Consider the following 22,676-nt stretch of genomic DNA (forward strand, 5'->3'; position numbering starts at 1 on the left):
CACGGCGGTGAGCACGGCGGTGAGCACGGCGGTGAGCACGGCGGTGAGCACGGCGGTGAGCACGGCGGTGAGCACGGCGGTGAGCACGGCGGTGAGCACGGCGGTGAGCACGGCGGTGAGCACGGCGGTGAGCACGGCGCGCGGCTCGGCGACGTCCAGGTCCTGGCCGACCCGCTGCCGGATGCGGGCGCTGCTCTGCTCGTTGCCGCTTGGCGGGGAAGTAGTGCTGGACGCGGCCGGGTGAGATGCCGGCCTGGGTCGCCACCTCGCTCAGCGACACGGCGGCGAGGCCGCGGTCGGCGACGATCGCGAGGACGGCGTCGGCGATCTGCCGGCGCCGTCCTCGTGCTGAGCTCCCGGTCCGCGGGTGCGCCGGTTCGCCACGCCATCCCTTTTCTCGATGTGATCACATCGGTTTGACTGGTCCAGTATAGCCGGGTTACGGTCGTTCCTGTGGCAAATCAATGTGATTACTTTGGATTGATGTGAGCCCGGTCCGGCTCGTCCGGCTGCTGCCGCTGGCCGGTTCCCGCCGCCTGCTCGCCCTGGGGGCGCTCAGCGTGGGCGCGGCGGTGCTCGGACCGCTCAGCACGATCCCGCTCGGCCGGCTGATCGACCACGGCGGCGCGTCACAGGTGATCGCCCTGCTGCTCGTGCTGCTGGGGCAGGAGTTCTGCACGGCGCTGCGCGAACCGGCCGGAGCCGCCGCCGCCCGGCGCATCGACGGCGTGCTGCGTGCCAGGGTCCGGGCCGCCGCGACGGCCATGCCGCTGGCGCGCCTGGAGAACCCGCAGGTGCAGGCCGACGTGCGGCTGGCGTTGACCGGGCACCGCGGGCGCACGGCGGGCATGGCGGCGGTGGCGCTGGCCGGCGAGGCGAGCCGGGCGACGTCGGCGTTGTCCGGCGCCGTGGTGCTGGCCGCGCACGTGTGGTGGCTGGCCCCGGTCGCGCTGGCCCTGTCGATCGCGCAGAACCGGCGCATCGCCGCGATGCTGGTCGGCCCGGGCGGTGCGGAGTCGCTGGCCGACAGCCCCGAGCAGGTCGTGCGCCTGCGCCGGGCCGGCTACCTGGCCGAGCTCACCGGCGGTCCCGGCGCCGCCAAGGAGATCCGCGTCTTCGGCGTGGACGGGTTCCTCATCGGCCGGTACGTGGCGGCCATGCGCGCGTTCCTGACCCCGCAGGCGCGCGGGCGCCGCGCCGTCGTGCGCGGGTACGCGGCCGTGCTGGGGCTGCAACTGGCCGGGGCCGCCGGAACGTTCGGGACGCTGGCCTGGTTGACCGCCGCGGGCGCGCTGGGGGCCGCCGCCCTGGCGCAGAGCGTGCTGGCGGCCTTGCTGGTCTTCGCGTACGGTGCGGGCGGCTACCAGCTGTTCGAGATCGCCCACGGGAGCAAGCCCTACGAGGCGGCCATGCGCCTGCTCCACCCGCCCCCCACCAGCACGTCGAACTCCGCGACGGCGGTCACCGGGCCATCCGCCCGCGACGGTGAGGGTCCCGGGATGGTCAGGGTGACGTTCACCTACCCCGGCCGCGCGGAACCGGTGCTCAAGGAGCTCGACCTGCGGGTGCGGCCGGGGGAGCGGCTGGCCGTGGTCGGGCTGAACGGCGCGGGCAAGACCACCCTGGTCAAGCTGCTCACCGGCCTGTACACGCCCCAGAGCTGCACCGTCGGCACCGCCGAGGACGCCGCCGTCGTCTTCCAGGACTTCACCCGCTACCCGCTGCCGCTGCGCGACAACGTCCGCCTGGGCGCGCCCGCGTACGAGGGGACGGACGCCGACGTGCTGGCCGCGCTGGCCGCCGTCGACGCGCTCGACCTGCTGGAGGGTCTTCCCCGCGGGCTGGACACGCCGCTGTCGCGGTCGTACACCGGGGGCCGTGACCTGTCCGGAGGGCAGTGGCAGAAGGTGGCGCTGGCCCGGGCGGTGTACGCGCTCGACGCGGGCCGGCGGATCCTGATCGTCGACGAGCCCACCGCCCACCTGGACGCGCGGGCCGAGCAGGAGGTGTTCGAGCGGCTGCTGGACCGCACGCGTGGGCGCACCTTGGTGCTCACCTCGCACCGGTTCGCCACCGTACGGCGGGCGGACCGGATCGTCGTCCTCGACGGCGGCGCCGTCGCCGAGCAAGGCGGTCATGCCGAGCTGCTGGCCCTGGGCGGCCGTTACGCGCGCTGGCACCGGCTCCAGACCGCCCTGATCGCGGGAGCAGGCCGGTGACCCGCCCTCGGCTCCAGGCCATCGCGGTCGCGGGGGAGGGCCGGTGACCGCGACCCTCCGTACGCTGCTGACCCTGGCCTGGCGCACCGACCGGCGGGCCTTCCTCGCTATGGCCGTCTTCCTCGCCCTGGGTGCCGTCAGCCAGGGCCTGGTCGGCGTCTTCCTGCGGGCGCTCACCGACACCGCCACCGCCGGTCACGGCGCCCAGGCGTCCCTGTGGGGCCTGGCGGCCGGGGCCGCACTGGCCACCGGCGTGGCGCTCGGCCGCGCGGAGCTGGCGCTGATGGAGGAGCTGGCCGAACGCATGGGCCTGTCCGTGCAGGAGGAGATCCTCACCCTCACCTCGGGTGTGCCCACCATCGAGCACTTGGAGCGGCCCGCGTACCTGGACAAGCTGACGACGTTGCGCGACGAGAGCCGTCAGCTGTACTTCGCGGTGTGGGCGCTCGCCCTGGTCGCCGAGCACGCCGTGCAGATCGGGCTCGGCGTCGTGCTGATGGCCGCCGTGCACCCGCTGGTGACGCTGCTGCTGGGCGGTGCCGTGCTGCCGTCGCTGCTGGTACGCGGCCGCGCGGCCCGCCACGTCGACGCGGCCACCGAGCGCACCGCCGAGACGGCCAGGCTGGAGCAGCACCTGTCCGAGTCCGTCACCACGCCGCGGACGGCCAAGGAGATACGGCTCAGCCGTGCCGCGCCCGCCCTGGAGGCGATGGCCGCGCACCGGTGGGAGGAGGTGTCGGCGGGGTCGTCGCGGGCCGGGGTCCGCGCCGCGCTGCTCACGTTCGCCGGGTCGGGCACGTTCCTGGCGGGGTACGTGTCGGCGCTCGGCTGCGCGGCCTGGCTGGCGGCCCAGGGGCGGGCCACGCCGGGCGACGTGGTCCTGGTGGCCACCGTCGGGGTGCAGCTCGTCACCCAGGCGTCCCGGCTGGCCTTCCACGTCGGGTCGGTGGCCGCCGGTCTGCGCGCCGCCGCGCGGCTCGCCTGGCTCCGCGCCTACGCCCGCACCCACACCCCGGCCTCGGCAGAGTCCGACGACGACGCGCCCCACGCCAGGGCGAGGGCGGCCACGAAGGGCCACACCCGGGAACGCGGGCGGGACCACAGCCGGGAACACGGGCGGGATCACGGCCGGGACCGCGCTGCCGGCGGGGCGGAGCCGCCTGAGAGCTTCGCGCAGGGCATCACGCTGCGGAACGTGTCGTTCACCTACCCCGGCACCACCCGGCCCGTGCTGCGCGGGATCGACCTGAGCCTGCCCGCCGGCGCGACCGTCGCGCTGGTCGGATCGCACGGCTCGGGCAAGACCACCCTGGTCAAGCTGCTGTGCGGCCTCTACCAGCCCTCCGGCGGTGAGATCCTGCTGGACGGCGTCCCGCTGCGGGACGTGCCGGCCGTGCGCTGGCGGAGCCGGATCAGCGCCGTGTTCCAGGACTGGGTCCCGTTCGAGCTCACCGCCGCCGAGACCGTCGGCATCGGCGACCTGCCCCGCATGGACGACCGCACCGCCGTGGACCAGGCACTGGAGCGGGCCGGCGCCACGGAGGTGGTGGCCGGGCTGCCCAGGGGCCTGGACACCGAGCTGGGCGACAGCTTCGAGGGCGGCATGACGTTGTCCGGCGGGCAGGGGCAGAGACTGGCGCTGGCGCGCGCCTCGATGCGGGAGGAGCCACTGCTGCTCGTGCTGGACGAGCCGACCGCCTCCCTCGACGCTCCCGCCGAGAGCGCCGTCTTCGCCCGGTACGCGCAGGCCGCCCGCCGCCACCGCGCCGCCATCACCCTCCTGATCACCCACCGCTTCCCGACGGTGCGCATGGCCGACCTGATCGTGGTGCTGGACGGCGGGCGGATCGCCGAGCAGGGCGGTCACGGCGAGCTCATGGCCCGCCAGGGCCGCTACGCCGAGCTGCACGCCATCCAGCGAGCGGCGGCGGACGGCTAGGTCGGGGGGCGCGGGGACCGGGCGGAAACGCGCGCGAGCGCGCGTCCCGCACGGGACGCGCGCTCGCGCGCGGCAACCGGGTCAGCCGGCGTACTCGGGGTAGCCGTAGCCGACGACCTGGGACTTCGGACGGGTGCGCTCCTCGACCTTGCCGTTGCCGGTGTTGCCCTCGATCGTGGAGAGGGTGCCGTCGCCGTTGTCCTTCACGACGAAGCCGACGTGCTGGATGTCGGTGATGTCCTTGCCGCCGTCCCAGGCGAAGAACACCACGGCGCCGGGCTTGGCCTCGGTGCCGAAGCGGTCGTTGGCGGCGAACCACTTGGCGTGGGCGACGGTGTAGGCGTCCCAGCCGATCTGCGGGCGGGCGCCGGTCTGCTCGCCGACCCAGGAGACGAACATCGCGCACCAGGCGGCGTTCAGGTACGCGGCCCGGTTGCCGCCGTCGCGGGCGATGGTCTCGGCGGCGCGCTGCGAGCCGGCGTACCACTTCTGGTACGGGGTGCCGCCGCCGGCGGCGTTCTCGGAGATGCCGACCTGGGACTTCGCGAAGTCCAGGACCTGGGAGGCGGTCACGTTGACCTTGGTGTCCTTGGCCGCGCGCTGCTTGGAGTCGGTCACCGGCGAGACGGCGGCCACCTTGTCCACGGGCGGGGTGTCGGCGTTGGCCGCGGCGACGTTGACGCCGAAGGCCGAGGCGAAGATGGTGGCGCCGAGTGCGGCGCAGGTGATGGTTCGCTTGGGGATTGCGGTAAGACGGAACGTGGCCATCGAGGGGGTAACTCCTTGCTTCCATGCCGCTTACCGGGTTAGCTGACGGGTTCGGGCGTGGAAGCTGCCCTACGGCACCAGAGTGCCGATTCACCCCAAAGGACGTGGGTCCCCGGTTCCGCGCGATGCGGATTCAGCGGTCACAGGACGATCCTGTGATCTTTCGTGCGATGGTCAGACATAGCCGGACAAACCGGACGTATGCCGTAAGATGCCCCACAAGGTAATACATGCGGCAAGAGGATTACAACTCTATAAAGCCCAGCTAGGCGAGTTGCCTGCGAGCGTCGGCCAGAAGCCCTGCCATGGCAAGGGATTCGTCAAGGGGCATGATCGAGGATTCGGTCCTGCCCTCGGCCGTGGCGGCGCGGACCTCGCGGAGCTCACCGGCGTATCCGTTGTCGGCCGGATCGAGCACATGCTCTTCCGGCTCCATGGAGAGCCCGGTGAGGACGATCCGCTCCGGCGCCCAGAACGGCGCGTGGATGTCCGCTCGCATCTGTGTCCCTACAACGCAGGCCTGGTTCGGGTAATTCCCCAGCAAGGAGTTTCCACGAAAGCCCGTCTGCCGCCGGGGTAGAGCAACACCCCGCCCGCCTCCGCGTCAACTCCGCTCGGCGCCAGGGATCCCGTGATGCGCAGGCCGGTGGGCATGCCCAGCAGCAGCTGGGCCAGGCCGAACGGGTAGACCCCCAGGTCGAGCAGCGAACCTCCGCCCAGCTCCGGGGCCCACAACCGGTGCGCGGGGTCGTACGGCATGGCGAAGCCGAAACTGGCCTGCACCGACCGGATGTCGCCGAAGCGCGCATCGGCGGCGATGAGGCGGATCAGCGGGTTGAACCGCATCCACATGGCTTCCATGAGGAACACGCCCGCCTCACGCGCCAGGCGTACCATCTTCTCCGCGTCGTCCACGGTCGCGGCCAGCGGCTTCTCGCACAACACGGCCTTGCCCGCGGCGATGGCGGCCTCCGCGACCTGCAGGTGCTCGGTGTGCGGCGTCGCCACGTAGATCGCGTCCACCGCCGGGTCGGCGCAGAGCCGCTCATAGGAGCCGTACGCCGACTCCGCGCCCAGCGCGGCCGCCAGGGCCTGCGCCCGTTGCGGATTCCTGGAGCCGACGGCGCCCACCCGCATCCCGGGCTCGGCCACGATGGCCGCCCCCACGGTCCGCGCTATGACGCCCGTCGCCGCTATGCCCCACGTGAAATCCCGCACGCGGAAGATGCTAGACGCATCAGATCAAGTTGAACGTGTCAGGGTCGCCTCCGATGCGAAGGCCCCTGTTGAGCGCGCCGACGGCGGCCATGCTCTCCGGGTCGAGGATGAAGTCGAACACGCCGATGTTCTCGGCGATCCGCGACGGCGTCACGGACTTGGGAATGACGACGGTGCCGAGCTGCAGGTGCCAGCGGAGCACGATCTGCGCGGGGGTCTTGCCGTGTTTGTCCGCCAGCAGCGCGAGCGCCGGATCCTCAAGCAGCCCCCTGCCCTGGCCGAGCGGGCTCCACGCCTCGGTGAGGATGCCGTTGGCCTCGTGGAAGGCCCGCATCTCCCGCTGCTGGAAGTACGGGTGGAGCTCGATCTGGTTGATGGAGGGTGTGATGCCGGTCTCGTTCATGAGGCGGGTGAGCGTGCCGGCGGTGAAGTTGGACACGCCGATGGCCTTGGTCCGCCCGTCACGGTAGATCTTCTCGATCGCCTTCCACGCCTGTACGTACTTGTCCTGCTTCGGCACCGGCCAGTGGATGAGATAGAGATCGACGTAGTCGAGCCCCAGCCGGGCCAGGCTCTCGTCGAAGGCCTCCTCCGCGCGGGCGTGGTCGGCGTTGCGCAGCTTGGTGGTGACGAACACCTTCTCGCGGGACAGTCCGGAGGCGCGCACGGCACGGCCCACGCCCTCCTCGTTCTCGTAGGCGGCGGCAGTGTCGATGTGCCGGTAGCCGGCCCGCAGCGCCGTCGCCACCACCTGCTCGGCCTCGCCGGCGGGCACCTGCCAGACGCCGAAGCCGAGTTGCGGGATCTGCACGCCGTCCGTGTTGAGCATGAGCGAGTTCATGCTCTCCATTGTTCACGCACCGTTTCTGACCGCTTAAGGCGGCCGGGCTAGCTTGAAGCGGTCGTGAACGCGCCATCACCCGGCTGGGAGGACTGGAGTGGTCGAACAGGCGTCGGCCTGGGTGGAGTCCCCGCTCCAGATGCTGTGCGCCGTCGAGGCCCACCACGCCGGGCTCCTCGGGACCGCCACGGCCGTCGTGCCGCGGGCGGGCCTGCGCCCGCTGAAGGCGACCCGCCGGGAGCTGCGCGCTCTCGCGCTGCCCGACGGGCTCGAACTGGCCGAGCCGCGCGACAACATGCCGAGGCGCCTGCACGCCGTCGGCGACGCCTTCTCCGGCAAGGTCCAGCTGCGCTGGCTCACCTCCAGGACCGGACGCATCGTCATCGTCGACGACGGTCTGGCCACGCTCCGGCTGCTGGAGCTGCTGGCCGCCGGGCCTTCGCGGCCGCTGCTGCGGGCCCGCGTCAGACCCACTGTGCTGCGCTCAGCGCTCGGCCTGGCGGCAGCGCTGCGGCTGCGCATGAGCGACGTCTCCGTCTTCACCGCGCTGCCGGTGACCGACGAGCTCGCCGCCGCCGTCCGCCGTACCGGTGTCGACCTCGTACGCCACGACTTCGCCTGGTTGCGCGCCCAGCCGCCCAGCGCGGAAGGGCCGGCCGAGCGCACGGTCGTGCTCGGCACCTCGCTCGTCAGGAACGGCCTCGTGCACCGCGACCACTACCTGCGCTGGCTGACCGAGCTGGCGGCGCGGGAGCCGCTCGCCTACTACCCGCACCGCCGCGAGGACCCCGTGGACGTGGCGCTGATCAGGGAGCGTCCCGGCATCACCGTGCACGACGCGGGCGCGCCCGCCGAGCTGACGTTGCGCGGGCTGGACGCGGGCCAGCGCGTCCTCAGCCTCCCCTCGACGGCGATCACCTCGCTGCGGGTGCTGCTCAGCCCGCGCGGTGTCGCCATCGAGCCCGTGAACGTTCCCGATGACTGGTGGACCAGCAGGGCGGAACCCGCCCTGCGCTCGCATTTGACTGGAGTGACTGGGTGAGAGTGCTGGCGGTTGCCGACTCCGACTCGTACCTGAAGTGGGCGGCCTGCCTGCTTGGCGACCTGCCCGCCGGGAGCGTGACGGAGCTGGCGGTGGTGCGCACGCCGATCGCGCCCTCGCCCGAGCAGATCGCCGCGGCGCTGATCGGGCCGACAAGTGGGCCGGTGAGCGGGCCGGTGAGCGGCCACGGGAGCGGACGGGAGGCGCCGCCGGTGATGTCGGCGCGGTCGGTGCGCAGGCTGGCCGAGCGCACGCGGCCGGACGTGATCCTCGTGGCCTGCACGGGCCCGGTGGTGGACGTGCTGGTCTCCGAGGTGTTCGCAGGGCTGAAGCCGAGGCCCGTGTTCGTCAGCGGGCTGCCGGGCATCTCGGTGCCGGCCACGGAGAAGGCGTGGGTGTTCCGCAGCGGCTGCGACCTGTTCGTGGTGCACAGCGAACGGGAGGTGGCCGAGTTCCGCGAGATCGCCGGCCGGCTCGGCGGGGGAGGGGCGGTCGGCCTGGCCAGGCTGCCGTTCCTGCGTCCCGATGCCGTGGCCGGGGGCGGGAACCGGATCGTGTTCGCCACCCAGGCCAAGGTGCCGCGCCCGCGCGAGGAGCGCGAGCGCGTCCTGCTGGCGCTCGCCGAGCTCGCCGGGCGGCGGCCGGAGCTCGACGTGGTGGTCAAGCTGCGCGCCCTGGAGGACGAGCGTCAGACGCACAACGAGCGCTACCACTACCAGCGGTTGTGGCGGGAGATGGGCGAGCCCGGGCGGCTCGCCTTCGCCGCCGGGTCGATGCACGACCAGCTCACGCGGGCGGCAGGGTTCGTCACGGTGAGCTCGACGGCGGCGCTGGAGGCGATCGCGGTGGGCGTTCCTTCGCTGGTGCTGAGCGACTTCGGCGTCAGCGCCGAGATGATCAACCTGGTGTTCGAGGGCAGCGGCCTGCTGGGCACGCTGGACGACCTGGCCAAGGGCGACTTCCGCACCGCCTCGGCCGAGTGGTGCGCGGCCAACTACTTCCACCCGCCGGAGCGCAACGCCTGGGCGGGGCTGCTGGCCGGGCTGGTGAGCGACCGGCCGGGGGCGCCCGCCCGGTCACTGCTGGACGGGCCCGAGCACGCCGCCGCCCGGCGCAAGGCCCGGCTGCGGGTGGAGGTCCATCCCACGATGTTGCGAGCGGGCTACCGCGCCAAGCGCCGCATGCGCCGCTATCTGAAGGCCCTCTCGTGAACGCTGCGTGTGAGGAGAGGTCAGATCGCTGATCTGATCTTCCTGCGCAGCCTGGTCAGCGCGCTGGACCTGGCGGGCGGGGCCACCAGGTCCAGCGTCTCCAGCCGCCTGCGCTTGAAGTAGCGGGCGTCGAACGCGATGCCGTCCGGCCGCAGCTCCGGATAGGTGTCGGCCTGCATGCAGTAGCCCACGGTCCGTACGAGGCCGGGCAGGTCCACGGCGGGCGGCCGTTCGATCACGCCCTCCGCCGACAGCCGGGGCAGCAGCGCGTCCACGATCGTGACCGGGATCCTGTTGCTGTTCTCGTACGGCGTCAGCCGCTCCAGCACCATGCCGGTGCCGTACGACGCGACCTTCAGCCCGAAGTAGCGCTGCGCGGTCACCAGCCCGGTGGAGAAGCAGCCCACGACCAGCTCCGGCCGCAGCGCCGCGAAGCACACCTCTGCGGGCACGCTCTCGTCGGCCACCGACAGGTCCACCCCCAGCGGCTCGGCCGCGGCCCGCAGCAGCCTGGCGTGCCGGCGACCGGCGGCCGGGTGCGGTTTGAACACGACGCCGGTGTAGCCGCGGGCGGCCAGCGCCGCCAGCATCGTCTCGTGCAGTGCGGCCTCCTCCTCCGGCGTGACGATCTCCAGCGCCGACAGGTACTGGCCGAGGATCATCGCCTGCCCGGCGGGCGGTCCCGGCGCGGTGGCGGCCACCTCGTCCAGCACCGGGAGGAAGCGCTCGCCGGGCAGGATCTCGGGCGCGACGCCGTACTCGCTGAGCAGCAGCGGCGTCAGCCCCGGCACGAGGTCCAGGTGGAGCAGCCGCCCGACGCGGCGGAAGATCTCGGCGGGCAGCGGATCGCGGGTCGGGCCGTAGCTCATCAGCCCGTCGGAGTAGACGGTGATCGGGCAGTCGCGCACCAGCCCCGCGATCGTGCGGGCGGGCGGCACCGCGATCGACTCCAGCACCAGCTCCTCGACCCCGTCCAGGCCCCAGCGGGAGCGGATGAGGCGCTCCATCATGGGCACCTCGATGACCCGCGCCCGCCAGTCGGACGGATGCAAGGGAGCGATGAGCTCGTTCCACGAGACGACCTCGTCGAAGCGACCGCGCAGCGCCGCGAAGCCGGGCGCCCCGTCGAGCGGCGTCGCCGCCTCGGGCACGGCCGCGTTGTTCGACACCACGAGCACACGCCGGCCGTCGCCGAACCGGCCGTCGTCGATGGCGGCGGCCAGCGACATCGCCCCGAACAACGTCGAGGCGTAGAAGACCTTCACTGGGGCTCCTCCCGGTCACGGCGGACCCGGCTGTGCGGGGTGGGGGGCAGGCCGGGCACCAGGGCCCGCAGCAGGGCCTCGCGGTCGCAGGCCATCCCGGCCACCGACTCCGCCACCAGCTCCGGGGGCAGCCTGCCCACCATCTCCGCGCCGCGCTCCTCGAAGCGGGCGCGCAGCTCGGGCGCGAGACGGTCGCCGATGTCCAGGTGGTGGGCCAGCAACGCGCAGAAGTTCCGCACCGCCTTGGGCAGGAACTCCGGCTCCACGTCCTTGAAGACCAGCTCGAACGCGTCGAAGAAGTGCAGCTGGCGCTCGTCGCCCACCTGCGTCAGCGACCCGGACACCATGCGCCGGTAGAACACGCCGGCCAGCGACACCACCGCGAACGTGGCGGCCTCCCTGTGCAGCCGCCAGATCCACGGACGGTCCTCGGCGGTGTGCAGCGAGCCGGGGAAGTGCAGCAGGTCGCCCAGGGAGCGCCGGTAGATCCCGGCCCACGCGTACGGGTAGTCCACCATGGTCCGGACCCCCGCGGGCATGATCGCGCCGCGAGCGTCGAGCACCGCGCCCCTCGGGGCGGCCAGCGGAGCCCGGTGCACGACCCGCTTGCGGCCCTCGACCTGGACGTGGTCGGTGCGTACGAAGTCGCACCCGAGCCCGTCGACGGCCTCGACGAGCCGCGCCAGGTAGCCGGGGGCCAGCCAGTCGTCGCCGTCCAGGAAACTGACGTACCGGCCGGACGCGGCCGACAGCCCCGTGTTGCGCGCGTCGGCCAGCCCTGCGGGAGCGCGGTTGCGCACCAGGCTCAGCCCGGGCAGGTCGAGGAGGAAGTCCTCCACGATGTCGCCCGTGGCGTCCTCGGACCCGTCGTCCACGACGATGAACTCGAAGTCGTGCCGCGCGTTACGGCAGAGCGAGGCGAGCGCGTCGGCGATGAAACGCTCGCCGTCCCGCACGGGCACGACTACGGAGAGAGTGATCACGTACGGATCTCCTGGTGGGGATGGTCAGACGGTCACCCGGCGCAGGCGGGCCTTGGGGGCCTCCTCGCCGGGGAAGACGCGCTTGACGCCGTCGCCCATGGCCTGCTCGATGATGCGGATGTCGCGTACGAGGTGCTCCAGGCCCGACGGCTCCAGCGAGGCGGCGTGGTCGGAGCCCCACATGGTCCTGTCGAGCGTGATGTGCCGCTCCACGCAGACCGCGCCGAGCGTCACGGCGGCCAGCGAGATCTGCAGCCCGCGCTCGTGCCCGGAGTAGCCGACGGGCACGCCGTAGCGCTCCTTGAGCGTGGTGATCGTGCGCAGGTTCGCCTCCTCGGGAGGCAGCGGGTACGTGGACGTCGCGTGCATCATGATCAGCTTGTCGGTGCCGAGGATCTCGACGGCCTGGTCGATCTCCGGCAGCGTCGACATGCCGGTCGACAGGATGACCGGCTTGCCGGTGGCGGCCAGGACGCGCAGCAGCTCGTGGTCGGCGACGCTCGCCGAGGCCACCTTGTGCGCCAGGACCTCCATCTCCTCCAGGAACTCCACCGACGGCACGTCCCATGGGGAGGCGAACCAGTGCAGCCCTCGCTCGTCGCAGTATTTCGCGATCTGGCGGTACTCGTCGTGGCCGAACTCGGTCCGCTCCTTGTACTCCAGGTACGTCATCTCGCCCCACGGCGTCTGCCGGATCTGGCCCTTCTGCTCTTCGGGCACGCAGATCGCCGGGGTGCGTTTCTGGAACTTGACCGCCTGGCAGCCCGCGTCTGCGGCCACGTCGATGAGGCGGCGGGCGATGTCGAGGTCGCCGTTGTGGTTGATGCCGATCTCGCCGATCACGTAGACGGGCTCGCCGTCGCCGACCAGCACGTCACCGATCTCCACCGGGCCGAGCCTGCGCTCCGTCCTCGCCTCGGCGACGGGAGCCGCGGGGCGGGCGGCCACGACCCGGTCGCACAACTCGCGCACCGCCCCCGACCCGCCGGGCCTGGTCAGCACCACGCGGGCGGCGGCGCGTACGCGCGGGTGCGCGTCGGGCGTCGCGATGGGCCAGCCGACCTCGGCCATCGGGCCCAGGTCGTTGACGTCGTTGCCGACGTAGGCGACCTTGGCCGGGTCGAGGCCCTCGATGTCGAGCCAGTCGCGCAGCACGGTGCGCTTGTCGGCGAGCCCCTGCAGCACGGGCACGCCCAGCTTGCGGGCGCGGGCGGCCACCACCGGGTTGCGCTCGGTCGACATCACCAGCACCTTCACACCCGACCGCTTCAGCAGCGACACGCCCATCCCGTCGGAGCGGCTGACCAGCACCATCTCCCGGCCTTCCGAGTCGACGTAGGCGCGGTCGTCGGTGTGCACGCCGTCGAAGTCGGTGATGACCGCGTCGACGTCGATCGGCTCCGGCTCGTCCAGGAACGGGGCCAGCGCGCGGACCAGCTCAAGGTCCTCGGGGTCGTCGATCTCGATGGCGTGCTGCGGCGGCACCGGCTGCACGGCGACCTCGCCGAAGAAGCGGTGGCCGCGCTCGCGCAGGCCGGAGGTGCGCATGACGTAGAAGGCGCCGTTCTCGCGGAACTGGGGCTCGCGGTCCTGGCGGCGCGGCCTGATGGCGGGGTCGTGGTTGACGCCCCCGCCGCTGGCCGTCCAGAGGAACTCGTGTGTCGGCAGCCCCGACACGACCGAGTCGGCCTGGCCGGCCAGCACCTTGCGCACCGCAGCCGACAGGTCGGCGGGGTCGATGAACGCGCTCGTGCACTGGACGAGCACCACGACCTCGGGGTCGGCGTCGAGAGCGTCGAGCGCGTGCAGCACCGCCGACTCGCTGGAGGCGGTCGAGCCGCTCAGTTCCTCGGGCCGGTCGACCACGGTCGCCCCCGCCTGCCTGGCGGTCTCGGCGATGCCCGCGTGGTCGGTGCTGACCACGACCTCGTCCACGAGCTCGGCGCGCAGGCACGCCCGCACGGCGCGGGTGACCAGGGGGACGCCCCCGACCAGGGCGAGGTTCTTCAAGGGAACGCCCGCCGAACCTCCGCGGGCGGGAACTACGGCCAGGACTCGCACGGTGGGTCTCCTCGGTACGTCGGATTGCACCCAGAAGTTAGAAGGCCGGGTTGAACGGCCAGCGTCACCGTCATTAACTTTCCATGGGGATCCGGTAGAGCAACTCTGGCCGGCCCACTCCGCCGTACCGCGGCTCGCGGGCCGCCACGCCCAGCTCCACCAGGTGTTCCAGGTAGCGGCGCGCGGTCACCCTGGACACCCCGACGGCGTCGGCCACGGCCTGCGCGGCCAAGCCCTCCGGGTGCCGCCGCAGCCGCGCCGCCACCGCGTCGAGCGTGTCTTTCGCCAGGCCCTTCGGCAGGTCCGAGCTGCCCCTGAGGGCGCTCAGGACGCGGTCCACGTCGCCCTGCCCGATGGCCAGGCCGGCCTCCTCCTTGAACCGGGCGTAACGCGTGAGCTTCTCCAGCAGTGTCGCGTAGGTGAACGGCTTGAGCAGGTACTGGGAGATGCCGAGCGCCACCGAGGAACGGACCATGGCCAGGTCGCGCGCGGACGTGACGGCGATCACGTCGCACATGAGCCCGCCCGCGCGCACCGCCCTGACCACCTCGAGCCCGTGCATGTCCGGCAGGTACAGGTCGAGCAGGACGAGGTCCACCGGCCGCCCGCGCAGGAACCGCAGCGCCTCGCCGCCCGACCTGACGACGCCGGCCACCTCGAACCCCGGCACCCGCTCCACGTAGACGCGGTTGGCCTCGGCGGTGATCTCCTCGTCCTCGACGACCAGCACGGAGATCACCGCGCCCGCCCCGCCGCCGGCACGGGCAGGCGCACGGTGAACACCGACCCCGCCACCTCGACGGAACCGCCCAGCCGCCGCACCGCCTGACCCACGAGGGCCAGCCCGAGCCCGCGCCCGTCGCCCTTGGTCGTCCAGCCCTTCACGAACGCCTCCTGGCCGGTCAGCCCTGGCCCGTCGTCGGCCACCCGGATCAGCATCCCCTGCTCACCCGCGCTCAGATGCACCTCCACCCGGCCGGCCGCCTCGATCGCGTTGTCGATCAGGTTGCCCACGATCGTGACCAGCTCGCGCGGGTCCAGACCGGGATCGTCGAGCTCGCTGTCCTGGGTGATCACCAGCTCGGCGCCGCGCTCGGCGGCCTCGGCGCTCTTACCCAGCAGCAGCGCCGCCAGCACCGGCTCGCGCACCGCGCCCACCACCCGGTCGGTCAGCTCCTGCGCGGCCCGCAGCTCCGCCGTCCCCAGCGCCACCGCCTCCTCGGTACGGCCCAGCTCCACCAGCGTGATGACCGTGTGCAGCCGGTTGGCCGCCTCGTGCGCGGCCGAGCGGAGGGAGTCGGCGAAGCCGCGCTCGGCGTCGAGCTGCCCGGCCAGCGCCTGCAGCTCCGTGTGGTCGCGCACGGTCACCACCGCGCCGAGCCTGCTGGCGGCGACGTTGACGGCCAGGACCCGGTCGCCGATCAGGTGGACGCGTTCGTCCTCGCCGGCCACCAGGTCCGCCAGGCCCAGCTCGGCCATGTGCCGGCCCTCGGCGTCGGCGGGCAGGCGGAGCAGCTGCCTGGCGGCGTCGTTGCACAACGTCAGCGCGCCGTCCTTGCCGACGAGCAGCAGGCCCTCCCTGACCGCGTGCAGCACGGCGTCGTGGTGCCCGTGGATGCGGCCCAGCTCCACCGGGCCGAGCCCGTGCGTCTGGCGGCGCAGGCGCGCGGTGACGAGCCACGTTGCCGCCGCGCCCAGGCCGAGCGCCAGCGCCACGACGAGCCCGGCCCAGGGGAGCCGGTCGCGCAGCCTGGCGCTGATCCTGTCGATCCTGATGCCCGCGCTGACCAGCGCCCGCACCCGGCCGCCCGCCATGACGGGGGTGACCGCCCGCTTGGACGGCCCGAGCGTGCCCGTGTACGTCTCGGTGAACGTCTCACCCGCCAGCGCCCGCTCGGTGTGCCCGAGGAAACGCCCGCCGATCCTGGCCGGGTCGGGGTGGGTGTGACGGGTGCCGTCCGGACGCATGATCGTGATGAAGTCGACGCCGGTCGCGCCGCGCACCCTCTCCGCGTACGGCTGCAGCAGCGCGGACGGCTCGGGATCGTCGAGGGCGTCCAGCACGTCGGGCGAGGCCGCCACGCTGACCGCCACGGCCCTGGCCGTGCCGGCCGCCTCGTCGGTGAGCAGCTCGTGCGCCTGCACCACCGCGAGCGCCCCGCCGCCCGCCACCGTGACGGCGACCACGAGCAGCTGCAGGACCAGCATCTGCCCCGCCAGGCTCCAGTGCCGCATGCCGACGACCTCCCCGTGAACGAAACGTACGCAATGGTGACCTGTATCACTGTGACGCGCATAGTCGCACAACCGGCAGTGCGCACGTCCCACCACCCCTTGGAGAAGCCCCCCATGCGCGATCGCACCCGCTATCTGTACGTGGCCGTCATCGCGGCGGTCCTGCTCGGCATCGTCGTCGGACTCCTCTGGCCGGACGCCGGCAAGGAGCTGAAACCTCTGGGCACCGGATTCGTCGCGCTGATCCAGATGGTGATCGGCCCGATCATCTTCTGCACGATCGTGCTCGGCGTCGGCTCCGTACGCCAGGCCGCGCAGGTCGGCAAGGTCGGCGGCCTGGCGCTCGGCTATTTCCTCGCCATGTCCACCGTGGCGCTGGTCATCGGCCTGCTGGTCGGCAACGTCATCGACCCCGGCTCGGGGCTGCAGATCACCGACACGGCCCGGCAGGCCGCCGAGGCCGAGGCGGCCAAGGGCGCCGAGGCCAGCACCATCGACTTCCTGCTCGGCATCGTCCCCGACACGCTCCTGTCGGCGCTCACCAGCGGCTCGGTGTTGCAGGCGCTGCTGGTCGCGCTGCTGACCGGGTTCGCGCTGCAGGCCATGGGCCCCAAAGGCGCGCCGATCCTGCGCGGCGTCGAGCACCTGCAGCGGCTCGTGTTCCGCATCCTCAGCATGATCATGTGGGCCGCGCCGGTGGGCGCGTTCGGGGCCATCGCCGCCGTCGTCGGCGCCACCGGCGTCGAGGCGCTCAAGAGCCTGGCCATCATTATGATCGCCTTCTACGTGACCTGCCTGCTGTTCGTCGGCGTGGTGCTCGGCGCCATCCTGTGGCTGGTGGCCAGGATCAACCTGTGGGCGCTGCTGCGCTACCTCGGCCGCGAGTTCCTGCTCATCCTGTCGACCTCGTCGTCGGAGACGGCCCTGCCCAGGCTCATCGCCAAGATGGAGCATCTCGGCGTCAGCAGGACCGTGGCGGGCATCACGGTGCCGACCGGCTACTCCTTCAACCTCGATGGCACCGCCATCTACCTGACCATGGCCACGCTGTTCATCGGCACGGCCACGGGCTCGCCGCTGGAGTTCGGCGAGCAGGTGGCGCTGCTGGCGTTCATGATGATCGCGTCCAAGGGGGCCGCCGGCGTGACCGGCGCCGGTCTGGCCACGCTGGCGGGCGGCCTGCAGGCGCACCGGCCGGACCTGGTCGACGGCGTCGGCCTCATCGTGGGCATCGACCGGTTCATGTCCGAGGCCAGGGCGCTGACGAACTTCGCCGGCAACGCCGTCGCCGCCGTGCTCGTCGGCACCTGGACGGGCGAGTTCGACCGCGAGCGCGCGGGCCGCGTGCTGGCGGGCCGGGCGCCGTTCGACGAGGCCAGCCTGCTGGACGAGGCCGAGCCGCAGGAGCCCGGGTCCGGGCGCGAGATGACGAAGGTCTAGCCAGGGCGCGGGGCGAGGGCGCCCGTGCCGCCGGCCGTCCACACCGGGGACGCACCGTCACTCCGCGAGCGGAAGCCGCAGGACGAGCCTCGCCCCGCCCGGGCAGTCCTCGACGGCGATCCGGCCGCCGTGCGCCATCGCCACGTCCCGCGCGATGGCCAGGCCCAGCCCGGTGCCACCCGCGTCGCGGCTGCGGGCGGCGTCCAGGCGGGTGAAGCGTTCGAAGATGCGCTCGCGGTCCTCCACGGCTATCTCCATTCCGTCGTTCTCGACGGCCAGCACCGCCATGCCGTCCGCGCGGGAGACCGTGACCAGGACCCGGGACTCGGCGTGCCGCTGGGCGTTGTCCAGCAGGTTCGTCAGCACCCTGCCGAGCTGGACGCGTACCCCTTCGACCACCACCCCCTCGTCCAGCTCCACCTGGACGGGCACCTTGTCGGAGCGGGTGGACAGCTCCTGGCGCACCAGCACGGCCAGGTCGATGTGCTCCTTGGCGGCGTCCACCTGGGATCCGATCCTGGCCAGGAGCAGCAGGTCGGTGATGATGGCCTCCAGGCGGTCGGTGTCGCGCAGGCTGCCGCTCACCAGCGATTCGACGTCGGTGTCCGCCGGGTAGAGCTGGGCGCTTTCGAGCTGGGCGCGCAGCCCGGCGATGGGGGTGCGCAGCTCGTGGGAGGCGTCGGAGGCGAACTGGCGCTGCTGCTCGGCCGAGCGCTCCAGCCGGGCCAGCGTGTTGTTGACCGACCGGGCCAGCTGGGCCAGCTCGTCGTCGCCCGGCGGCTGCGAGACCCGGTGGCTCAGGTCGCCGGCGCGGACGGCGTCCAGCTCGGCTCGCATGATCGCCACCGGGCGCAGCGCCCTCCCCGTGACCAGCCACGTGGTCCACGAGGCCAGCGCGACCAGCACCGCGATCTGGACGAAGACGATCATTTCGAGAACGCGGGTGTCGAGCACGTCGGGGGTCCTGCGGCCGGCGTACACGACGGGGGAGTCGGCGAAGATGGTCACCCGTACCGCAGACAGATGCACACACTCGGTCGGCAGGCAGTTCGTGGTGCTGATGCCCTGAGTTTCCTGCGTGGGGCGCACGTCGCTGAGCGGCGGCAGGTTCCTGGCCGCGTCGCTCGTGGCGAGGATCTGCCCGCTGGGGCCGACGACCTGGATCAGGTCGACCGACGGGTTGACCACCGGGATGGCGGCGCCCGCGGGGAGCGCGCCGCCGCGCATCTCGGCGGCGATGCGCTCGGCGGTGTCCCTCGTCGACTGGAAGACGCTCGCCTCGATGACGGACCTGGCCACCACGATGCCGACGATGGCGAGAGGGATGAACACGAGGGCGGCAACGGCCGTCGCGATGAGGGTCACGCGTCCGCGCAGGGACCTGGCCCACCAGGGTGCCACCCCCCGAGGTTACCGAGCGTGATTGCCGCAATATGTCGCGTTAAGACAAAGATTCACCCAACCGTGGAGCGCTGGAGCCAGACCGTGGTGTCCGGCGGGACGGACCCGTCGCGCGGCAGTGGCCCGCTGGACAGCAGCACCTCGCCTGTCACACCGGGGAGCACGGGCTCCTCGCCCGTGTTGACCACCACGACCAGGCCGGGGTCGCGCTCGATGGCCAGCACGTCCTCGGGGGAGTCGAGCCACGTGAGCGTCCCGCCGCCGAGCGCCGGGTGCTCCTTGCGCATCCGCAGGGCGGCCCGGTAGAGGTTCAGTGTGGAGCCGGGGTCGTCCTCCTGGGCCTGCGCCGACAGCGCCGCCCACGAGGCGGGGATCGGCAACCACGGGTCCGTCCAGCCCATGCCTCCGGAGCCGGTCCACGGGATCGGCACCCTGCAGCCGTCGCGGCTGTCGCCGCGGCGCAGGAACGCCGGGTCCTGGCGCAGGTCGTCCGGCAGGTCGAGCACCTCGGGCAGGCCCAGCTCCTCGCCGTTGTAGAGGTAGGCCGAGCCGGGCAGGGCCAGCATGAGCAGGGTGGCCGCCCGGGCGCGGGCCAGGCCGCCGTGGCGGGTGACATGGCGCGGTCTGTCGTGGTTGGACAGCACCCACGTGGTGGGCGCTCCGACCGTCTCCGCCTCCTTCAGCGACTTCTCGATGACCGTACGGAACGACTTGGCGTGGAAGTCGGCCAGCATGAAGTCGAAGTTGAACGCCTGGTGCAGCTCGTCCGGGCCGATGTAGCGGGCCAGCCGCTCCGGCGAGGACACCCACGCCTCGGCCACCGCCATCCTGCCGCCCGGGTAGGAGTCGAGGATCGGCCGCCACTCGCGGTAGATGGCGTGCACGCCGTCCTGGTCGAAGTACGGCACCTGCTCCCCGCCCAGCATCTCGGCCTGGCGCCCGTCCTTCGCCCCCACGTCGGGCAGCCCCGCGGCCTTGACCATGCCGTGCGCCACGTCGATGCGGAAGCCGTCCACGCCGCGGTCGAGCCAGAACCGCAGGATGTCGCGGAACTCGGCGCGCACCTCCGGGTTCTCCCAGTTGAGGTCGGGCTGCTCGGGCGCGAACAGGTGGAGGTACCACTGCCCGTCCTCGACCTGGGTCCAGGCGGGGCCGCCGAAGATCGACTCCCAGTCGTTGGGCCGGTCGCGGAAGATGTAGCGGTCGCGCAGCCCGGCCTGGAACCACGGGTGCCGGTCGGAGGAGTGGTTCGGCACGAGGTCCACGATGACCCTGATGCCCGCTTCGTGCGTGTCGGCGACGAGCGCGTCGAAGTCTCCGAGCGAGCCGAACATGGGGTCCACGTCCCGGTAGTCGGCCACGTCGTAGCCGCCGTCGGCCATCGGGGAGGTGTAGAAGGGGCTCAGCCAGATGGCGTCCACGCCCAGGCGCGCGAGGTAGGGCAGCCGGCCGCGCACGCCTTCGAGGTCGCCGACGCCGTCGCCGTCGGAGTCGGCGAAGCTGCGGGGATACACCTGGTACACGACGGCGTCGCGCCACCAGTCGTCGTTGCCGAGCATGTCTGTCCTTCCCCGGATGTCCAGAGATGTCGGGATGGTCTGGTGAAGGATGCCGCGATCGTTCTCCGGCGGTCAAGTGCAACTTGCGGAAAGTTGCAGGAGTCACCGTCTCCCGCTGGGGCGGCCGGTCGCGAGGTCAGAGAGGGTGCGGAGCCGGCCACACGGTTGCGCAACTTCTTGCGGAACCGCCACGAGGGCCGAGGATGTCAACGCCGCCGGTGGCGTCCCGCCCGGTGATCACGCTACGGTTGCCTCTGCCGTGGTCAGTGTTGCAACTAGATAGTGGTGTGCTCACATGAGGCTGTTGCCCGTAGCCGTCATCGTTTCGCTCCTGCCCGCCGTGCCGGCCACGGCTCAGGCCCACGCGGGAGCGACGTACTACGTCGACTCCCGGTCGGGCGACGACGCGGCCGCCGGCACCAGCGCGAGCACCGCGTGGAAGTCGCTCGACCAGGCGATCTCCGACCTCAAGCCGGGCGACACCGTCAGCGTCAGGCGCGGCAGCGGGTTCACCGGCCCCGTCACCCTCACCTCCAGCGGCACCAAGGCCCAGCCGATCACCATCACGACGCACGGCTCCGGCGCCAAGCCCAAGATCAGCGGCTCCGGCGACGACTGCGTCGTGGTCAAGGGCGATCACTGGCGCATCAGCGGCCTGTGGGCCTCCGCCTGCCGCTGGGCCGGGTTCCGGCTCGACGGCGACGACAACGAGCTGATCGGCGTGCAGGCCGACAAGAACATCGCCGGGGCCTTCGTCACGCCCTCCGGCGCCCGCAACACCATCCGCGACAGCGTCTTCACCGACAACAACCGGATGAGCGTCAACGACGAGGGCGGCGACAACGACTCCGGCGCCTTCGGCGTGCTGCTCAACGGCGACGACAACGTGGTGACCCGCAACACCATCACCGGCAGCTTCGCCAAGAGCAAGGACTACGGCACCGACGGCGCCGCCGTCGAGATCTTCGGCGGCGACCGCAACCGCGTCACCCACAACACCTCCAGGAACAACGAGACGTTCACCGAGCTCGGCGCCAAGAAGGGCAAGACCGCCACCGGCAACGTGTTCGCCTTCAACGTCGTCACCTCCTCGCGCAAGCGCGGCTCCTTCCTCATCACCCGCGGTCCCCGCCACATCGTCGGGCCGGTCAAGGGCACGGTCGCGGTGCACAACTCGGTCTACCTGCCGGCCAGGGACACCGTCGGCTGGTCCTGCCACGACGGCTGCGCGCCGTCCATCCTGAAGCTGCGCAACAACGTGATCGTCGTCGGCGGCGAGACCGGCTTCGAGGACGGCAAGGGCGCCGACGAGGGCGGCAGTGTGTACAAGGGCCGCAGGACCAGGTTCAAGCTGGGCCCGAAGTCGGTCATGGCCGACCCGAAGTTCACCTCCCGCACCGACCTGCGCCCTGGCGCCGGCTCCCCGGCGCTCGGCCGCGGCATCGTCCTTCCCCCCTCCTGGTACGGCGGCAAGGCCTTCGCCAAGGACATGAAGGGCAAGGCGCTGACCGGTTCGCCCGACGCGGGGGCGTACCAGCGCTGACCCGCGGCCCCCGTCCCGTCCGCCGGGTCTAGAGTGAGCGGTGTGCTCCACGATGTTCGCGGGCCTCTGGTGAGGCAGCTCGCCGAGTCCGACGCTCCCCGCCGCTACTGGCACATGGGCGACGAGGACGGGCGGGCCTGGTTGTTCGAGAGCGTCGAGGGCGACGGCGAGCACTGGGCGGTCAGGCAGGTGGAGGTGGGCGCCGACCGGGCGGCCCGCCGCTACTGGTGGCGGCGGTTGCAGGACGACGACGGCTTCCTGACCGACCAGCCGCTGGAGATCTGGGAGCTCACCGAGATCACCGGCGCGGCGTTCGAGGCCGTCTGGGCCGCCGCCGGCTGAGCCCGCGCGCCTACCGGGCGGCATAGCTCGCCAGGCCGTTGATCATCAGGTGGACGGCCGTGTCGAGGGTGCGGGCGGTCTCGTCGGGGTCGTCCGGCACGTGGCCCTGGATCTCGGCGGTGATCAGCCCCGAGACGAACGCGTGCAGCACGTCGCTCGTCCGGCGCAGCTCGGGCTCCGGCACCCCGGCCTGCCGCAGGATGCGGTAGAGGGTCGACCAGATGATCAACGTCCGGTCCTCGATGATCTCCGGGTGGGCGTGCAGATAGGTCCACATGGCCGGGTGGGTGCGCGCGTGCCGGTAGTAGGCCAGGGCCAGCGCTCCGAGCTGGTCCGGCCAGGGGGTGCCGTCGTCCGGGGGGATGTGCACGCGCTGCTGGATCGTGGCGCAGATCAGGCTGATGAGCGCGTCCTTGCTCGCCACGTGGTGGTAGAGCGACATCGGGTTGACGTCGAGCTCGGCCGCCAGCTTGCGCATGGACAACGCCTCCACGCCGCCCTCGTCTATCAGGCGCAGTGCCGTGGAGCTGATCTCTTCCAGGGTCAAGGGCGCTCCTCTGCGCGCGCTCACAGCCATACACCGTATGGTAGCCTCCGCCATACGGTGTA

The 22,676-nt window shown here is 72.2% G+C and carries 19 protein-coding genes, 1 pseudogene and 1 riboswitch; of the genes and pseudogenes, 7 read left to right on the forward strand and 13 right to left on the reverse strand.

What is annotated here, in order from left to right; all coding sequences use genetic code 11:
* Positions 1–280, reverse strand: a pseudogene (locus tag E1294_RS55905) (hypothetical protein); the annotation flags it as partial.
* Between the two features lie 205 nt (positions 281–485).
* Here E1294_RS55905 and E1294_RS19240 point away from each other — a divergent pair.
* Together E1294_RS19240 and E1294_RS19245 are read left to right on the forward strand one after the other, a co-directional pair.
* On the forward strand, positions 486–2,219 hold the full coding sequence (locus tag E1294_RS19240) for an ATP-binding cassette domain-containing protein (RefSeq protein ID WP_132509962.1): 1,734 nt from the start codon (positions 486–488) through the stop codon (positions 2,217–2,219).
* Between the two features lie 43 nt (positions 2,220–2,262).
* The gene (locus E1294_RS19245) at positions 2,263–4,158 is read left to right on the forward strand and encodes an ABC transporter ATP-binding protein (protein ID WP_132509964.1); all 1,896 of its coding nucleotides are present in this window, start codon (positions 2,263–2,265) and stop codon (positions 4,156–4,158) included.
* Between the two features lie 81 nt (positions 4,159–4,239).
* Here the strand turns inward: E1294_RS19245 and E1294_RS19250 are convergent, their stop codons facing one another.
* The 4 genes from E1294_RS19250 to E1294_RS19265 form a co-directional block, all read right to left on the reverse strand.
* The gene (locus E1294_RS19250) at positions 4,240–4,926 is read right to left on the reverse strand and encodes a CHAP domain-containing protein (protein WP_132509966.1); all 687 of its coding nucleotides are present in this window, start codon (positions 4,924–4,926) and stop codon (positions 4,240–4,242) included.
* 12 nt (positions 4,927–4,938) lie between these two features.
* Positions 4,939–5,075: riboswitch (cyclic di-AMP (ydaO/yuaA leader) on the reverse strand.
* 116 nt (positions 5,076–5,191) lie between these two features.
* Positions 5,192–5,425: a hypothetical protein gene (locus E1294_RS19255; RefSeq protein ID WP_132509968.1), complete on the reverse strand. Its 234-nt coding sequence runs from the start codon at positions 5,423–5,425 to the stop codon at positions 5,192–5,194.
* Positions 5,426–5,433: 8 nt separating this feature from the next.
* Complete coding sequence (locus tag E1294_RS19260; protein WP_165977374.1) at positions 5,434–6,144, reverse strand: Gfo/Idh/MocA family protein; 711 nt, start codon at positions 6,142–6,144, stop codon at positions 5,434–5,436.
* A gap of 19 nt (positions 6,145–6,163) precedes the next feature.
* Positions 6,164–6,985: an aldo/keto reductase gene (locus tag E1294_RS19265; protein ID WP_132509972.1), complete on the reverse strand. Its 822-nt coding sequence runs from the start codon at positions 6,983–6,985 to the stop codon at positions 6,164–6,166.
* 97 nt (positions 6,986–7,082) lie between these two features.
* Here E1294_RS19265 and E1294_RS19270 point away from each other — a divergent pair, with 97 nt between their 5' ends.
* On the forward strand, positions 7,083–8,027 hold the full coding sequence (locus E1294_RS19270) for a hypothetical protein (protein WP_132509974.1): 945 nt from the start codon (positions 7,083–7,085) through the stop codon (positions 8,025–8,027).
* On the forward strand, positions 8,024–9,238 hold the full coding sequence (locus E1294_RS19275) for a DUF6716 putative glycosyltransferase (RefSeq protein ID WP_132509976.1): 1,215 nt from the start codon (positions 8,024–8,026) through the stop codon (positions 9,236–9,238). The genes E1294_RS19270 and E1294_RS19275 overlap by 4 nt, the downstream gene beginning before the upstream one ends.
* A 20-nt stretch (positions 9,239–9,258) precedes the next feature.
* Here the strand turns inward: E1294_RS19275 and E1294_RS19280 are convergent, their stop codons facing one another.
* From E1294_RS19280 to E1294_RS19300, 5 genes are all read right to left on the reverse strand, one after another.
* Positions 9,259–10,503, reverse strand: a complete 1,245-nt coding sequence (locus tag E1294_RS19280; protein ID WP_220447825.1) for an alpha-2,8-polysialyltransferase family protein — start codon at positions 10,501–10,503, stop codon at positions 9,259–9,261.
* On the reverse strand, positions 10,500–11,486 hold the full coding sequence (locus E1294_RS19285; RefSeq protein WP_132509978.1) for a glycosyltransferase family 2 protein: 987 nt from the start codon (positions 11,484–11,486) through the stop codon (positions 10,500–10,502). The genes E1294_RS19280 and E1294_RS19285 overlap by 4 nt, the downstream gene beginning before the upstream one ends.
* Positions 11,487–11,510: 24 nt before the next feature.
* Positions 11,511–13,547, reverse strand: coding sequence for an N-acetylneuraminate synthase family protein (locus E1294_RS19290; protein WP_132509980.1), 2,037 nt, complete (start codon positions 13,545–13,547; stop codon positions 11,511–11,513).
* A 73-nt stretch (positions 13,548–13,620) separates the two neighbouring features.
* Positions 13,621–14,286, reverse strand: a complete 666-nt coding sequence (locus E1294_RS19295; protein ID WP_132509982.1) for a response regulator — start codon at positions 14,284–14,286, stop codon at positions 13,621–13,623.
* On the reverse strand, positions 14,283–15,782 hold the full coding sequence (locus E1294_RS19300) for a sensor histidine kinase (RefSeq protein WP_132509984.1): 1,500 nt from the start codon (positions 15,780–15,782) through the stop codon (positions 14,283–14,285). Before E1294_RS19300 ends, E1294_RS19295 begins: the two co-directional genes overlap by 4 nt.
* A gap of 114 nt (positions 15,783–15,896) precedes the next feature.
* Between E1294_RS19300 and E1294_RS19305 the strand changes: the two genes are divergently transcribed.
* Positions 15,897–17,222 (forward strand): cation:dicarboxylate symporter family transporter, encoded by a 1,326-nt coding sequence (locus E1294_RS19305; RefSeq protein WP_132509986.1) that lies wholly within the window; start codon positions 15,897–15,899, stop codon positions 17,220–17,222.
* Between the two features lie 57 nt (positions 17,223–17,279).
* Here the strand turns inward: E1294_RS19305 and E1294_RS19310 are convergent, their stop codons facing one another.
* Complete coding sequence (locus tag E1294_RS19310) at positions 17,280–18,623, reverse strand: sensor histidine kinase (protein WP_132509988.1); 1,344 nt, start codon at positions 18,621–18,623, stop codon at positions 17,280–17,282.
* 53 nt (positions 18,624–18,676) lie between these two features.
* The gene (locus E1294_RS19315; protein ID WP_132509990.1) at positions 18,677–20,182 is read right to left on the reverse strand and encodes a glycoside hydrolase family 13 protein; all 1,506 of its coding nucleotides are present in this window, start codon (positions 20,180–20,182) and stop codon (positions 18,677–18,679) included.
* Positions 20,183–20,477: 295 nt separating this feature from the next.
* Between E1294_RS19315 and E1294_RS19320 the strand changes: the two genes are divergently transcribed.
* Together E1294_RS19320 and E1294_RS19325 are read left to right on the forward strand one after the other, a co-directional pair.
* On the forward strand, positions 20,478–21,725 hold the full coding sequence (locus tag E1294_RS19320; RefSeq protein WP_246083113.1) for a right-handed parallel beta-helix repeat-containing protein: 1,248 nt from the start codon (positions 20,478–20,480) through the stop codon (positions 21,723–21,725).
* Between the two features lie 42 nt (positions 21,726–21,767).
* Entirely contained in the window at positions 21,768–22,067 is a 300-nt protein-coding gene (locus E1294_RS19325; RefSeq protein WP_132509992.1) for a hypothetical protein, read from the forward strand.
* A 10-nt stretch (positions 22,068–22,077) separates the two neighbouring features.
* Here the strand turns inward: E1294_RS19325 and E1294_RS19330 are convergent, their stop codons facing one another.
* Complete coding sequence (locus tag E1294_RS19330) at positions 22,078–22,614, reverse strand: TetR/AcrR family transcriptional regulator (RefSeq protein ID WP_220447826.1); 537 nt, start codon at positions 22,612–22,614, stop codon at positions 22,078–22,080.
* Between the last annotated feature and the right edge of the window lie 62 nt (positions 22,615–22,676).

Source organism: Nonomuraea diastatica, assembly GCF_004349015.1.
GTDB lineage: Bacteria > Actinomycetota > Actinomycetes > Streptosporangiales > Streptosporangiaceae > Nonomuraea > Nonomuraea diastatica.